Genomic DNA, 13960 nt, shown 5'->3' with positions numbered 1-13960 from the left:
TCAGCGTGCGCTGTCGAGGGCCGTGCGCACCGTGCCCTGCAGGTCGTGCCACGAGACGATGAACTTCTCGACACCCTCGTCCTCGAGGACCTGGGTGACGTCCACCAGATCGATGCCCGCCTCGGCGAGCTGGTCGAAGACACGGTGGGCGTCCTCGTACGACCCGGTCACGGTGTCGCCGGTGATCTTCCCGTGATCGAAGGTCGCCTCGAGTGTCTTCTCGGGCATCGTGTTGACGGTGCCGGGAGCGACGAGCTCGGTGACGTAGAGGGTGTCGGGGAGCGCCGGGTCCTTGACGCCCGTCGACGCCCACAGGGGGCGCTGGACGTTCGCGCCCGCCGCGATGAGCTCGAGGGCGGCCGGCTCGGCGAACCGCTTCTCGAAGAGCTCGTAGGCGAGTCGGGCGTTCGCGATCCCGGCCTTGCCCTTGAGGGATGCCGCCGCGTCCGTGCCGATCGCCTCGAGACGCTTGTCGACCTCGGTGTCCACGCGCGAGACGAAGAACGACGCCACCGAGTGGATGGTGGCGATGTCGTGCCCGTTCTCCTTCGCCCGGCGCACGCCCTCGAGGTAGGCGTCGATGACCGCCGCGTACCGCTCGAGGCTGAAGATCAGGGTGACGTTGACCGAGATGCCCTCTGCCAGGACGGCGCTGATCGCCGGGAGACCGGCGAGCGTCGCGGGGATCTTGATGAGCGTGTTCGGCCGGTCGACCTTCGCCCACAGTTCCTTCGCCTGCGCCACCGTCGCGTCGGTGTCGTGGGCGAGGTCGGGGGAGACCTCGATCGAGACCCGGCCGTCGACGCCGTTCGTGCGGTCGAAGACCGGACGGAAGATGTCGGCCGCGTCGCGGACGTCGGTGGTCGTGATCTCGAAGATCGCGGTGTCGACGTCGGCGCCCTGGGCCGCGAGGGCCTGGAGCGGCGCATCGTACGAGTCGTCCTCCGTGTTGCCGATGGCGGCCTGGAAGATCGACGGGTTGGTGGTGACGCCGACGACGTCACGCGTCTCGATCAGCTGCGCCAGGTTGCCGGTGTCGATCCGCGATCGCGACAGGTCGTCGAGCCAGATGCTGACGCCGGCGCCGGACAGGTCCTCGGTGGGGGTGCTCATGCGTTCTCCTTGACGGTTGCGCGGGCCGCTTCGACGACCGCATCGGCGGTGACGCCGAACTTCTCGAACAGGGTCTTGTAGTCGGCGGAGGCGCCGAAGTGGTCGATGCCGACGGTGCGTCCGCTGTCGCCGACGATGCCGCGCCACAGGCCGGTCGCGCCGGCCTCGACCGAGACACGCGCCTTGACGGATGCCGGGAGCACGGACTCGCGGTAGGCGGCATCCTGCTCCGCGAACCACTCGAGGCTCGGAGCCGACACGACGCGCGCGCCGATCCCTTCGGCGGCGAGCGTCTCGCGGGCGGCGACGGCCAGCTGGACCTCGGAGCCGGTCGCGATGAGGATCACGTCGGGCTCGCCCTCGGGCGCCTCGAGCAGGGTGTACGCACCCTTCGCGACTCCCTCGGTCGTGGCGAAACCGTTCTCGCCGCGCGGGAAGACCGCGATGTTCTGACGCGTCAGCGCGATGCCGGTCGGACCGCCCTGGCGGCGCAGGATCTCGAGCCACGCCGCAGCGGTCTCGTTGGCGTCGGCGGGACGGACGACCGTGAAGTTCGGGATGAGCCGCAGGGTCGCCAGCTGCTCGATCGGCTGGTGCGTTGGGCCGTCCTCACCGAGGGCGACCGAGTCGTGGGTCCAGACGAACACCGAGGGGATGTCCATGAGGGCGGCGAGGCGCACGGCGGGACGCATGTAGTCGCTGAAGATCAGGAACGTACCGCCGAAGGGGCGGGTCGGACCGTGCAGCTTGATGCCGTTGACGATGGCGCCCATCGCGTGCTCGCGGATGCCGAAGTGCAGCACGCGCCCGTAGGGGTCGCCCGACCACTCGTGGGTCGACCACTCGGCCGGGATGAAGCTCTTGGCGTCCTTGATCGTCGTGAGGTTGGACTCCGCGAGGTCCGCGGATCCGCCCCACAGCTCGGGCAGCTCGGCGGCGAGGGCGTTGATGACGAGTCCGGATGCGGCGCGCGTGGAGACGTCCTTGCCGGGCTCGAACACGGGGAGTGCGTCCTCGATGCCCTCGGGCAGCGTGGCCGCTTCGAGACGGTCGAGCAGCGCCTTGCGCTCGGGGTTCGCCGCGGCCCAGGCATCGAAGGACTCCTGCCAGGCGGCACGGTCGGCGGCACCGCGCTCGGCGAGGGCGCGCGTGTGCGCGATCACGTCGTCGGCGACGGCGAAGCTCTGCTCGGGGTCGAAGCCGAGCACCTTCTTCGTCGCGGCCAGTTCGTCCGCGCCGAGCGCGGAACCGTGGATCTTGCCGGTGTTCTGCTTGCCCGGGGCGGGCCATCCGATGATCGTCTTGAGGATGATGAGCGAGGGCTTCGACGTCTCGGCCTTGGCCGCCTTGATCGCGTCGTAGAGGGCGGCGACGTCCTCGACGTATTCACCCGTCTTCTTCCAGTCGACCGTCTGGACCTGCCAGCCGTACGCCTCGTAGCGCTTCTGCACGTCTTCGGTGAAGGCGACGTTCGTGTCGTCCTCGATCGAGATCTGGTTCGAGTCGTAGACCGCGATGAGGTTGCCGAGCTGCTGGTGACCGGCGAGCGAACCGGCCTCGGCCGTCACACCCTCCTGCAGGTCGCCGTCGCCGGCGATGACGAACACGTGGTGGTCGAAGGGTGACGTGCCGGCCTCCGCCTCGGGGTCGAAGAGACCGCGCTCGTAGCGGGCGGCGTACGCGAAGCCGACGGCCGAGGCCAGGCCCTGACCCAGCGGGCCGGTCGTGATCTCGACGCCCTTGGTGTGTCCGTACTCGGGGTGTCCCGGGGTCAGCGAGCCCCACGTACGCAGCGCCTTGAGGTCGTCGAGCTCGAGCCCGAAGCCGCCGAGGTAGAGCTGGACGTACTGCGTCAGCGACGAGTGGCCCGCGGAGAGGATGAAGCGATCGCGTCCGAGCCAGTGGGTGTCGGTCGGGTCGTGGCGCAGCACCCGCTGGTAGAGCAGGTACGCGGCCGGGGCCAGGCTCATGGCCGTTCCGGGGTGGCCGTTACCGACCTTCTCGACGGCGTCCGCCGCCAGCACGCGCGCGGTGTCCACCGCGCGCCGATCGATCTCGTCCCAAACCAGCTCTGACACCTGGAAGCCTTTCGTCGGTGAGTCCGCGCGGGCGTCCGCTTCCCAGGAAGAAGAAGGGGGCGCCTGACGCCGGGATTTTCAGCATATCCATCCGAGCCCCTCGACGAGGCCGGGTCGACGCTGTGTGACGTGCGCTGTGAGCGAAGCCGGGGAGCGGGCGCGGAGGGACCCCGTCCGAGGGATGGCGTAGACTCGATCGGACGATCTACACGGCAGGGGCGATGGCACTCACGGACACCGGCGCGCGCGTATCCGCGCCCGCTCGACAGTCGTTCGGCCGCACCGTCCGCGCGTACGTCCAGTTGACGAAGCCGCGCGTCCTGGAGCTGCTGCTGGTCACGACCATCCCGGTCATGTTCCTCGCGGCGAACGGACTGCCCGATCTCTGGTTGATCCTGGCCACCGTCGTCGGCGGTGCGATGAGTGCCGGGTCGGCGGCATCCTTCAACATGTATCTGGACCGCGACATCGACGCGCACATGAAGCGGACCGAGAACCGTCCGCTCGTGACGGGCGAGGTCACGCCGCGCGGGGCGCTCGTCTTCTCGTGGACCCTCGCCGTCGTCTCGACGGTCTGGCTCTGGTTCTTCACCAACTGGGTCGCGGCGGCCCTCAGCGCCGGCGCCATCTTCTTCTACGTCGTGATCTACACGATCCTGCTCAAGCGTCGCACCGAGCAGAACATCGTCTGGGGCGGGATCGCCGGGTGCTTCCCGGTCATCATCGGCTGGTCGGCCGTCACCGGGTCGCTCACGTGGACCCCGTTCATCCTCTTCCTCCTGGTGTTCCTCTGGACGCCGCCGCACTACTGGCCGCTCTCGATGAAGTACAAGGGCGACTACGCCGAGGTGGACGTCCCGATGCTGGGCGCGACGCGCAACGGCACGCAGGTGGGACTCCAGGTCATCCTCTACGCGTGGGCGACGGTGGCGAGCTCTCTCCTGCTGATCCCCGTCGCGCCGATGGGCCTCGTCTACACCGCGTCGGCTCTCGTGCTGGGCGGCTGGTTCATCTACGAGTCCCACGTGCTCTACGCGCGCGCCGTCCGCGGTGAGAAGGTCCGTCCGATGCGCGTGTTCCACGCGTCGATCACGTACCTGACCCTGCTGTTCGTCGCGATCGCGATCGACCCGCTGCTGCCCTTCTGACGCAGCGGGCCGATCGAGGCGATCAGCGTCCGGCGCCGTCCAGCACGGGCTGCGGCGTCGTGTCGGACGCGTCCTGGGCGGCGGACGCCGGAGCGTCCTCCGTCGCTGCTGCGTTCTGCGCGGTCGCGGGCTCGTCGTCGACGCGCCCGTCGTCCGCGGCCCGCTGTGCGCGCGGGGCGACGGTGAAGGCGCGGAGCGCTCCGAGCGTGAAGGCGAGCAGCAGGCCGATGGCGCCGACGCCCACGAGGATCGCGCCGAGGACCGCCCAGATCTGGCCGACGTAGACGTCCACTCCGGTCGCGGTGCCGGCGGTCAGGGCCGTCTCCATCTTCGCGAGCTTGTCCATGAGGACGACGCCGCCGGCGGCTCCTGATGCGAGCGAGCCGGCCAAGAGCAGCCAGAACGGGATGCTGCGGGTCAGGCGGGGGCGGGTGTTCATCGATTCTCCCCCGGGTCGAGGTCGCCCGCTCTCGGGCGACCCGGGCCACTGTTCCCGGCCCACCCTGACGGAACCGATGCGCCGCCTATGAGGTTTCGGTGTGCGCCGGCGCCTTCAGCCGCAGGACGACGACGGTCATCGCCGCGGCGGTGAGGGCGGCGAGCACCATGTGGACGCCGACGGCGAGCTCGGGCAGGCCGTTGCGCGCCTGGTAGAGGCCGACGAGGATCTGCACGGTTTCGGCGGCCAGTAGGACGCCCACCCACGTCCGAGTGGGGAGCCCCTGGCGCCACGCCACCACGGCGAGGGTCACCGTGAGCGCGAGCAGCGCGTACCCGGGCCACGCGTGCACGTGCTCGAGGATCTCGGCGTTGAATCCGTTGCGGCCGGCGGCGGCGTCACCGGAGTGGGGACCCGCTCCGGTCGTGAGCACACCGAACGCGATGGTCAGGGCCAGGACGCCGGTGGTGAGATGCGCCAGGCGCGCGTACCAGGCAGGGACCACGCGTACGCGGGCGCCGCCGGGCTCGTCGAGGCGGACGAGGAACGCGGCGCACACGCAGACGAGGACGAGCGACACGACGTAGTGGAACCCGACGATGAAGGGGTTGAGGCCGGTGAGGACGGTGATGCCGCCGACGACCGCCTGGGCGACGACGCCTCCGAGCACGATGAGCGCCAGGACGAAGAGGTCGCGGCGGGTGCGACGCATCCGCCACACGAGGACGACGACGGCGAGGGCGAGGATGCCGACGAGGCCCGTCAGCGTGCGGTTGCCGAATTCGATCACACCGTGGATGCCCATCTCGGGAGTCGCGACGAGCGAGTCCGCCGTGCAGGTCGGCCAGGTCGGGCAGCCGAGGCCCGAACCGGTCAGACGCACGGCGCCGCCGGTCCCGATGATGAGGGTCTCGGCGAGGAACGACAGCCACGCGACGACGCGCAGCAGGCGTGGGACCCGGGTCGTCGGCGGGGCGGTCGGTGTCGACGCGGTGATCAGCATGGGTCGCCTCCGGGCGAGGGCCGGCACGCCGCGGGGGATGGCCGTGCCTGTAGAATGAAGCTGTCGGCGAGCGCGATCCCCATCGCAGCCCGCACAACGATTCTAGGCGCGGTCTCGCGTCATCAGAGCGGCCAGCAGCGGCATCCCCCTCGTGCACTCCTCTCGCGGGAGGGAATGCCGGAACGGATGACACCGTTGCCGCCCGTGAGGAGGAAAGTCATGTCGGATGTGCTCATCGACCGTCCCGAGCTCGAAGGGCTGGGGGTGTACGAATTCGGCTGGCACGACGCCGATGCCGCCGGTGCCGTCGCCCAGCGGGGTATCAACGAGGACGTGGTCCGCGGGATCTCCTCGCTGAAGAACGAGCCGGAGTGGATGCTGAAGACCCGTCTGAAGGGGTATCAGCTGTTCGGGCGCAAGCCCATGCCGACGTGGGGTGCCGATCTGTCCGGCATCGACTTCGACAACATCAAGTACTTCGTGCGCTCCACCGAGAAGCAGGCGCAGACGTGGGAGGACCTCCCCGAGGAGATCCGCAACACGTACGAGAAGCTCGGCATCCCCGAGGCGGAGCGTCAGCGCCTCGTCGCCGGTGTCGCGGCGCAGTACGAGTCCGAGGTCGTCTACCACCAGATCCGCGAGGACCTGGAGCAGCAGGGTGTCATCTTCATGGACACCGACACGGCGCTGCGCGAGCACCCCGAGTTCTTCGAGGAGTACTTCGGCACCGTCATCCCCGCCGGAGACAACAAGTTCGCCGCGCTGAACACCGCCGTCTGGTCGGGCGGCTCGTTCGTCTACGTCCCGAAGGGCGTGCACGTCGAGATCCCGCTGCAGGCCTACTTCCGCATCAACACCGAGAACATGGGTCAGTTCGAGCGGACCCTGATCATCGCTGACGAGGACAGCTACGTCCACTACATCGAGGGCTGCACGGCGCCGATCTACAAGAGCGACTCGCTGCACTCGGCCGTCGTCGAGATCATCGTGAAGAAGAACGCCCGCGTGCGCTACACGACGATCCAGAACTGGTCGAACAACGTCTACAACCTCGTCACCAAGCGCGCCGTCGCCCACGAGGGCGCGACCATGGAGTGGGTCGACGGCAACATCGGCTCGAAGGTGACGATGAAGTACCCGTCGATCTACCTGATGGGCGAGCACGCGAAGGGCGAGACGCTGTCGGTCGCCTTCGCCGGTCCCGGTCAGCACCAGGATGCCGGCGCGAAGATGATCCACATGGCGCCGCATACGCAGTCCTCGATCGTCTCGAAGTCGATCGCCCGCGGCGGCGGTCGTGCCGGGTACCGGGGAGAGGTCCGGGTGGACGCGAACGCGCACCACTCCGCCAACACCGTCCGGTGCGACGCGCTGCTGGTCGACACGATCTCGCGGTCCGACACCTACCCGGCCATCGACATCCGCGTCGACGACGTCCAGCTCGGCCACGAGGCGACCGTCTCGAAGGTCAGCGAGGAGCAGCTGTTCTACCTCATGAGCCGCGGCATGCCCGAGGACGAGGCGATGGCGATGATCGTGCGCGGCTTCATCGAGCCGATCGCCCGCGAACTGCCCATGGAGTACGCCCTCGAGCTGAACAAGCTCATCGAGATGGGCATGGAAGGATCCGTCGGCTGATGACGACAGCGACTCAGGCCCCCGCATCCGATGCGAAGGGCCACATCGACCCTGCGGCGACGCTGACGGAGACCACCGTTCCCGTCCAGACCCGCTCGGAGCGGCCGTGGTCGTTCGACCCCGCGGACTTCGGCACGCCGACCGGCCGCGAGGTCAACTGGAAGCACACGCCGCTCGACCGCGTCGCTCCGCTGCTGGCCGACGAGGAGGCCCCGCACGACGTGATCGGCGTCGAGGTGTCCGGTCCGGATGCGGTGGAGCACCGTCGTCTGCAGAAGGACGAGGCGCCCCGCGGCGAGGTCTTCCGTCCCGAGGACGTGGTGAGCGCGATCGCGTGGTCGCAGGAGCCGGAGGCTCCGCTCATCCGCATCCCGGCGAACGCCGAGCTCGACGAGCCCGTCATCGTGACCCTCACCGGTCGCGGCGGCGTCGCTCACGCGCACGTCGTTATCGAGGCGCAGCCGAACTCGCGCGGGACGGTCGTGCTCCGGCACGAGGGATCCGCGGCCCAGGCGCAGAACGTCGAGATCATCGTGCGCGACGGTGCAGCCCTGACGGTCGTCTCGGTGCAGCGCTGGGACGACGACGCCGTGCACCTCGCGGCGCACCAGGCCCGCGTCGACCGCGACGCGTCGCTGACGCACATCGTCGTGAGCCTCGGCGGCGGACTCGTCCGCGTCAACCCGTCGGTCGAGCTCGCCGGTGCCGGCGCGCAGGGACGCCTCTACGGGCTGTCCTTCGCCGACGCCGGCCAGCACCTCGAGAGCCAGGTCTACCTGCACCACAAGGGCGCCCACACGAACGGCGACGTGCTCTACAAGAGTGCGCTGCAGGGTGCGTCGGCCCGCACGGTCTGGATCGGCGACGTCCTCATCGGACCGGATGCCGTGGGCACCGACTCCTACGAGGCGAACCGCAACCTCGTCCTCACCGACGGTGCGCGCGCCGACTCCATCCCGAACCTCGAGATCGAGACGGGTGACATCGTCGGCGCCGGGCACGCCAGTGCGACCGGACGCTTCGACGACGAGCAGCTGTTCTACCTGCAGGCTCGCGGGATCGACGAGGAGCAGGCCCGACGTCTGGTCGTCCTCGGCTTCCTCGCCGAGATCGTGCAGAAGATCGGCATCCCCTCGCTCGAGGACGAGTTCATCGCCGCGATCGAGGCGGAGCTGGCCGGCGGGAGCGACGCATGACCGCCCAGAAGGTGCTGCAGCTGAGCGACCTGACGCAGGACACGGCCGTGCGCGTCGAGGTCGACGGCGTCGCGATCGCCGTCGTGCTGGACGGCCAGGGCGAGGTGCACGCGATCGGCGACACCTGCACGCACGGCGACATCTCCCTGGCCGACGGTTTCGTCGAAGGCGACTCGCTCGAGTGCTGGGCGCACGGGTCGGCGTTCTCGCTGCGCACCGGGCGCCCACTGAACCTGCCGGCCTACGAGCCGGTGCCCGTCTACGAGGTCACGATCGACGGGGACGACATCCTCATCGACCCCGCCGTGACCAAAGCCGTGAACTGAAGAAAGAAGCTGACATGTCTGTCCTCGAGATCCGCGACCTCCACGTGACGGTCGAGACGGAAGCCGGCGAGACCCCGATCCTGAACGGCGTGACCCTGACCGTCCGCACGGGCGAGACCCACGCCATCATGGGCCCCAACGGTTCCGGCAAGTCGACCCTCGCCTACACGATCGCGGGCCATCCGAAGTACACCGTCACCGGCGGCACCATCACGCTCGACGGCGAGGACGTCCTCGCGATGTCGGTCGACGAGCGCGCCCGCGCCGGCCTGTTCCTCGCGATGCAGTACCCGGTCGAGATCCCCGGTGTGACGGTGACCAACTTCCTGCGCACCGCGAAGACGGCCGTCGACGGCGAGGCGCCGTCGATCCGTTCGTGGACCAAGGACGTCAAGCAGGCGATGCAGAACCTGCGGATGGACCCGAAGTTCGCCGCGCGCAACGTGAACGAGGGGTTCTCCGGCGGTGAGAAGAAGCGTCACGAGATCCTCCAGCTCGAGCTCCTCAAGCCGAAGCTCGCCGTGCTCGACGAGACCGACTCGGGCCTCGACGTCGACGCGCTGAAGATCGTGTCCGAGGGTGTGAACCGTGCCAAGGAGCAGACCGACATGGGTGTGCTCCTGATCACGCACTACACCCGCATCCTCCGCTACATCCAGCCCGACTTCGTCCACGTGCTCGTGAACGGCCGCGTGGCCGAAGAGGGCGGTCCCGAGCTCGCCGCGCGCCTCGAGGACGAGGGGTACGACCGTTTCCTCGCCCCCGTCGCGGGCGAGCAGGCCTAGGATCGTCGCATGACCGAGACGCTCGCACCCGAGAAGTACGACGAGGTCACCGAGGCCCTCAAGGACGTCATGGACCCCGAACTCGGGGTCAACGTCGTCGACCTGGGGCTCATCTACGACCTCGGGTGGGATGACGAGAACGACGCCCTCGTCATCCACATGACCCTGACCTCCGCCGGCTGCCCGCTGACGGACGTGCTCGAGGAGCAGACCGGACAGGCGCTGGACGGCGTCGTCGACCGCTTCCGGATCAACTGGGTGTGGATGCCGCCGTGGGGCCCCGAGCGGATCACTGACGACGGCCGCGACATGATGCGCGCGCTCGGCTTCTCGATCTGACCGAATCCGCGAAAGGGGCGGTGCGACCACGTCGCACCGCCCCTTTCGCGTGCCGCAGGTCAGTTCTCCGAGCGGCCCAGGCGCCAGTAGCCCATGAAGGCGACGGCGCGTCGGTCGACGCCGACCTCGCTGACGAGGTGACGACGGAGTGCCTTGATGGCGGATGCCTCACCCGCGAGCCACGCGTAGAGGGGGGCGCTCTTCAGCGCGGCGCCGCCCTTCGCCGTGCGGGGGACCTCCCAGAGGATGTCGTGGTCGACGTCGATCTCCTCGACCTCGGCCCCGATCCCGCCGGGGGCGAGGCGACGGGCGACATCGGCCACCGCGGAGATCAGGTGCTCGTGGCGACGGTCCTCCCCGCCGCGCGCCTCGATGATCAGCTCGAAGCCCGGGTGCGAGGGCACGTAGGCGACGTCGTTCGGGTGCGGGAGCTCGAGGACGACGACACCGCGCGCGTCCGCGGGGAGCTGCTCCAGGATCCGCGCGATCGCGGGGGCCGCCGTCTCGTCGCCGGCGAGCAGGATGGCGTCGGTCCGGGCCGGCGGCACGAAGTCGATACCGTAGCTGACGCCGGTGTGCTCGGTGGTCGGGGCCAGGATCAGGACCTCGTCGCCCGCCTTGGCGTCGGCGATCCACGCGGACGCCGGGCCCATCACGTCGTGCGCGACCATGTCGATGTCGACCTCGCCGGCGGAGCTCCGCACCGCACGCGTCGTGTAAGTCCGCATGACGGGACGCGTCTCCTCGGGCATGGCGCGCCAGCGGTCGTACCAGTCGGCATCCGTCGGCATCGCCTCCAGCGAGGCGGTCGGCGTCGGGAACATGATCTTGACCCGCTGGTCGAATCCGGGGTCGCCGTATGCGCCGAGCGCCTCGTCGCGGAACGTGAACCGCCGGAAGCTGGGTGTGAGGTCGGTGACCGCGGCGACGGGGGCGCGGAAGAAGTTCATCGTGCTCAGGGACATGGGGGTCTCGGCTTTCGTGCGGTCAGACGCCGGCGGGGACGTGATGGCGGCCGATGGGGAGGACCATCGGGCGGCCGGTGAGCGGATCGGGGATGACGCGGCTGTCCATGCCGAAGACGTCCTTGACGGTCTCGGCAGTCAGGATCTCGCCCGGGTCTCCGGCGGCGTACAGGCGACCACCGGCCATCGCGACGAGATGATCGGCGTACCGCGCCGCCAGGTTGAGGTCGTGCAGGACCATCACGATCGTGGTGCCGGAGCGCCGGTTCAGATCGGTCAGCAGGTCGAGGACGTCGACCTGGTGGCTGACGTCCAGGAACGTCGTCGGTTCATCGAGGAGGAGCACGTCGGTCTGCTGCGCCAGCGCCATGGCGATCCAGACACGCTGCCGCTGGCCTCCCGAGAGCTCGTCCACCGCGCGGTCCGCGAGGGCGGCGGTGTCCGTGGCGTCGAGGGCGGCGGCGACGGCCTCGTCATCCGCACGGCTCCATCGCGAGAGCGGTCCGTGGTGGGGCGTGCGCCCGCGGCCGACGAGGTCCGAGACGGCGATGCCCTCGGGGGCGATCGGGGACTGCGGGAGGAGGCCGAGTTCGCGCGCCACCTGCTTCGTCGGCAGCTTGTGGATGTCCTTGCCGTCCAGCAGCACCTGCCCCGCGCGGGGGGCCAGCAGTCGCGCCATCGACTTGAGCAACGTGGACTTGCCGCACGCGTTGGCGCCGACGATCGCCGTGATCCGCCCGGGCGGGACGACGAGGTCGAGGTCGTCGACGATGAGGCGGTCGCCGTAGGCCAGCTTCAGGCCGGAGGCGTGGAGGGTGCGTTCCGCGGTCATAGGGAGCCTCCCGAGCGGCTGCTGCGGATGAGAAGGAAGATCAGGTAGGGCGCGCCGAGGACACCGGTCACGACGCCCACGGGCAGACGCATCCCGAGCAGGTACTGCCCGGTGAGGTCGGCGAGCAGCACCAGGAAGGAGCCGAACAGGCCCGCGACCAGGACGGGGGAGCCGACGGGGCCCAGCATCCGCGCGGCGATGGGGCCCGACAGGAAGGCGACGAAGGAGATGGGGCCGACGGCCGCCGTCGCGAAGGCGAGCAGCACGACCGCTGCGACGATGAGGAGGATGCGCCGCCGCTCGACGGGGACGCCGAGGGCGGCCGCCGCCTCGTCGCCCAGCCGCATGAGCTCCAGGTCGCGGGTCAGCCACAGCAGGACGGGGACGACGACGACCATCGCCCCTGCCAGCGGGACGACCTCGTTCCACGATGCGCTGTTGAGGCTGCCGGTGATCCACCGCATCGCGGCCTGCAGATCCCACTCGGCCGCGCGCGAGAGCACGTAGGCGACGACGCTGTTGAAGATCGCGGCGACACCGATGCCGATGAGGATGAAGCGCGCCCCGGCACCGCCGTCCTTGAACGCGAGGAGGTAGATCGTCAGCGCGGTGCCGACCGCGGCGACGGTCGCGAGGACCGAGACGGCGGTCCCCGAGAGCGAGAGGAAGACGATGCCCACGACGGCCGCCGCGCTCGCGCCCGCGTTGATCCCGATGATGTCGGGGCTGGCCAGCGGGTTGCGCAGCAGCGTCTGGAAGACGGCACCGCCCATGCCGAAGCACAGTCCCGTCAGCAGGGCGACGGTCGATCGCGGCAATCGCAGCTCGCCGACCGTGAAGGACGCACCCGGCACCGTCTGTCCGGTCATCACCGCCCACACCTCGGCGGGCGTGTAGAAGGTCTGTCCGACCATCAGCGAGACGAGATACGTCGCCAGCACGGCGACGAGGAGTCCGCCGGTGACGAGGATGCGGCGGCGCGCACGACGTGCCCGCCCCGACGTGACGGCGGCCAGGGTGGTCGGCGCGGGGGCGAGGGCGGTCACAGGGCACGCATCTTCTGTCGGCGGACGATGGCGATGAAGAACGGAGCACCGATCAAAGCGGTGACGACGCCGACCTCGACCTCCTGAGGCCGCGCGATGACGCGTCCGACGACGTCAGCGACGGTGAGCAGACCTGCGCCGACGAGGGCCGAGACGGGGAGCAGCCAGCGGTGGTCGGGGCCGACGAGCAGGCGGCAGACGTGGGGCACGATGAGTCCGACGAAGCCGATGGGTCCGGCGACCGCGGTGGCAGCGCCGCAGAGGATCACCGCGCCGAGGGCGGACAGCAGTCGCGCCGTCCGGACCTTCTGCCCCAGGCCGGTCGCGAGGTCGTCGCCGAGGGCGAGGGCGTTCAACGCCGCCGCCGAGGTGACGCAGATGACCATGCCGACGACGAGGAAGGGGAGGACGAGGAGGATGTTCTGCGTCGTCGCGCCGCCCACGCCGCCGATCTGCCAGAACCGGAAGACGCTCATGACGTCGATCCGGGGGAGCAGGATCGCGCTGATGAGCGAGGTAAAGGCGACGGCGGTCGCGGCACCGGCGAGGGCGAGCTTCAGGGGGCTCGCGCCGCCGCGGCCGAGCGACCCGATGGTGTAGACGAAGAGTGCCGCGAGCGCGGCGCCCAGCATCGCGAGCCAAATGTAGCCCAGGGCGCTCGTCACGCCGAAGAAGGCGAGCCCGGTCACGACGGCGAGCGACGCGCCGCCGTTGATGCCGAGGATCTGAGGGTCGGCCAGGGGGTTGCGGGTGACGCCCTGCATGACGGCACCGGCTACCGCGAGGGAGGCTCCGACCAGGAGGGCGAGGATGGTGCGGGGCACCCGGCGCGCGACGGCAGCGGCATCCGTCGTCGTCAGATCACCCGTCAGACCGGCGATGATCTGCGATGCGTCCACCGTCCGGTTGCCGAAGGTGACCGACAGTACGCAGATGACCGCCACTGCGACCGCGAGGACCAGCACCCACAGCACCCGCCGCCGCCCCGACCGGCGTCGGAGGGACGCGGTCGAGGCGGCGGCGGGCGCGGGTGCGAGAGCGGTCATCGTGAG

14 protein-coding genes are annotated in these 13960 nt (G+C 69.8%); 6 read left to right on the top strand and 8 right to left on the bottom strand.

The window, feature by feature from the left end; all coding sequences use genetic code 11:
• Together tal and tkt are read right to left on the bottom strand one after the other, a co-directional pair.
• Nucleotides 1–1113: a transaldolase gene (gene tal / locus AYL44_RS06020; protein WP_064002288.1), complete on the bottom strand. Its 1113-nt coding sequence runs from the start codon at nucleotides 1111–1113 to the stop codon at nucleotides 1–3.
• Nucleotides 1110–3191 (bottom strand): transketolase, encoded by a 2082-nt coding sequence (gene tkt, locus AYL44_RS06015; protein WP_064002287.1) that lies wholly within the window; start codon nucleotides 3189–3191, stop codon nucleotides 1110–1112. Before tkt ends, tal begins: the two co-directional genes overlap by 4 nt.
• A gap of 221 nt (nucleotides 3192–3412) precedes the next feature.
• Here tkt and AYL44_RS06010 point away from each other — a divergent pair, with 221 nt between their 5' ends.
• Complete coding sequence (locus AYL44_RS06010; protein WP_064002286.1) at nucleotides 3413–4339, top strand: heme o synthase; 927 nt, start codon at nucleotides 3413–3415, stop codon at nucleotides 4337–4339.
• Between the two features lie 22 nt (nucleotides 4340–4361).
• Here the strand turns inward: AYL44_RS06010 and AYL44_RS06005 are convergent, their stop codons facing one another.
• Both AYL44_RS06005 and AYL44_RS06000 read right to left on the bottom strand, forming a co-directional pair.
• Entirely contained in the window at nucleotides 4362–4778 is a 417-nt protein-coding gene (locus AYL44_RS06005; protein ID WP_064002285.1) for a hypothetical protein, read from the bottom strand.
• A gap of 85 nt (nucleotides 4779–4863) precedes the next feature.
• A complete protein-coding gene (locus tag AYL44_RS06000) occupies nucleotides 4864–5781 on the bottom strand; it encodes a COX15/CtaA family protein (RefSeq protein ID WP_064002284.1) in 918 nt (305 codons plus the stop codon).
• Between the two features lie 219 nt (nucleotides 5782–6000).
• Here AYL44_RS06000 and sufB point away from each other — a divergent pair, with 219 nt between their 5' ends.
• The 5 genes from sufB to AYL44_RS05975 are packed head-to-tail and all read left to right on the top strand — an operon-like array spanning nucleotide 6001 to nucleotide 10065.
• Complete coding sequence (gene sufB, locus AYL44_RS05995) at nucleotides 6001–7419, top strand: Fe-S cluster assembly protein SufB (protein WP_064002283.1); 1419 nt, start codon at nucleotides 6001–6003, stop codon at nucleotides 7417–7419.
• Nucleotides 7419–8615 (top strand): Fe-S cluster assembly protein SufD, encoded by a 1197-nt coding sequence (gene sufD, locus AYL44_RS05990; RefSeq protein ID WP_064002282.1) that lies wholly within the window; start codon nucleotides 7419–7421, stop codon nucleotides 8613–8615. Before sufB ends, sufD begins: the two co-directional genes overlap by 1 nt.
• Entirely contained in the window at nucleotides 8612–8941 is a 330-nt protein-coding gene (locus tag AYL44_RS05985; protein WP_064002281.1) for a non-heme iron oxygenase ferredoxin subunit, read from the top strand. The genes sufD and AYL44_RS05985 overlap by 4 nt, the downstream gene beginning before the upstream one ends.
• Before the next feature lie 14 nt (nucleotides 8942–8955).
• Entirely contained in the window at nucleotides 8956–9726 is a 771-nt protein-coding gene (sufC, locus tag AYL44_RS05980; RefSeq protein WP_064002280.1) for a Fe-S cluster assembly ATPase SufC, read from the top strand.
• A 9-nt stretch (nucleotides 9727–9735) separates the two neighbouring features.
• Nucleotides 9736–10065, top strand: a complete 330-nt coding sequence (locus tag AYL44_RS05975) for a metal-sulfur cluster assembly factor (protein WP_064002279.1) — start codon at nucleotides 9736–9738, stop codon at nucleotides 10063–10065.
• 59 nt (nucleotides 10066–10124) lie between these two features.
• On the opposite strand, the gene AYL44_RS05970 is transcribed toward AYL44_RS05975, so the two are convergent.
• From AYL44_RS05970 to AYL44_RS05955, 4 genes are read right to left on the bottom strand one after another with little or no spacing between them, the layout of a single operon-like run.
• The gene (locus AYL44_RS05970) at nucleotides 10125–11030 is read right to left on the bottom strand and encodes a siderophore-interacting protein (RefSeq protein ID WP_064002278.1); all 906 of its coding nucleotides are present in this window, start codon (nucleotides 11028–11030) and stop codon (nucleotides 10125–10127) included.
• A 22-nt stretch (nucleotides 11031–11052) separates the two neighbouring features.
• Entirely contained in the window at nucleotides 11053–11862 is an 810-nt protein-coding gene (locus AYL44_RS05965; protein ID WP_064002277.1) for an ABC transporter ATP-binding protein, read from the bottom strand.
• Complete coding sequence (locus AYL44_RS05960) at nucleotides 11859–12908, bottom strand: FecCD family ABC transporter permease (RefSeq protein ID WP_064002276.1); 1050 nt, start codon at nucleotides 12906–12908, stop codon at nucleotides 11859–11861. Before AYL44_RS05960 ends, AYL44_RS05965 begins: the two co-directional genes overlap by 4 nt.
• The gene (locus AYL44_RS05955) at nucleotides 12905–13954 is read right to left on the bottom strand and encodes a FecCD family ABC transporter permease (protein ID WP_064002275.1); all 1050 of its coding nucleotides are present in this window, start codon (nucleotides 13952–13954) and stop codon (nucleotides 12905–12907) included. The genes AYL44_RS05960 and AYL44_RS05955 overlap by 4 nt, the downstream gene beginning before the upstream one ends.
• Nucleotides 13955–13960 lie beyond the last annotated feature (6 nt).

Source organism: Microbacterium oleivorans (assembly GCF_001644225.1).
GTDB lineage: Bacteria > Actinomycetota > Actinomycetes > Actinomycetales > Microbacteriaceae > Microbacterium > Microbacterium gawkjiense.
The sequence above is the reverse complement of the archived record's forward strand: the minus strand, read 5'-3'. Positions and strand labels throughout refer to the sequence as shown.

Coding starts and splice junctions, on each gene's coding strand:
- tal (WP_064002288.1), bottom strand. CDS start 1,113: ATGAGCACCCCCACCGAGGACCTGTCCGGCGCCGGCGTCAGCATCTGG.
- AYL44_RS06010 (WP_064002286.1), top strand. CDS start 3,413: ATGGCACTCACGGACACCGGCGCGCGCGTATCCGCGCCCGCTCGACAG.
- AYL44_RS06005 (WP_064002285.1), bottom strand. CDS start 4,778: ATGAACACCCGCCCCCGCCTGACCCGCAGCATCCCGTTCTGGCTGCTC.
- AYL44_RS06000 (WP_064002284.1), bottom strand. CDS start 5,781: ATGCTGATCACCGCGTCGACACCGACCGCCCCGCCGACGACCCGGGTC.
- sufB (WP_064002283.1), top strand. CDS start 6,001: ATGTCGGATGTGCTCATCGACCGTCCCGAGCTCGAAGGGCTGGGGGTG.
- sufD (WP_064002282.1), top strand. CDS start 7,419: ATGACGACAGCGACTCAGGCCCCCGCATCCGATGCGAAGGGCCACATC.
- AYL44_RS05985 (WP_064002281.1), top strand. CDS start 8,612: ATGACCGCCCAGAAGGTGCTGCAGCTGAGCGACCTGACGCAGGACACG.
- sufC (WP_064002280.1), top strand. CDS start 8,956: ATGTCTGTCCTCGAGATCCGCGACCTCCACGTGACGGTCGAGACGGAA.
- AYL44_RS05975 (WP_064002279.1), top strand. CDS start 9,736: ATGACCGAGACGCTCGCACCCGAGAAGTACGACGAGGTCACCGAGGCC.
- AYL44_RS05970 (WP_064002278.1), bottom strand. CDS start 11,030: ATGTCCCTGAGCACGATGAACTTCTTCCGCGCCCCCGTCGCCGCGGTC.
- AYL44_RS05965 (WP_064002277.1), bottom strand. CDS start 11,862: ATGACCGCGGAACGCACCCTCCACGCCTCCGGCCTGAAGCTGGCCTAC.
- AYL44_RS05955 (WP_064002275.1), bottom strand. CDS start 13,954: ATGACCGCTCTCGCACCCGCGCCCGCCGCCGCCTCGACCGCGTCCCTC.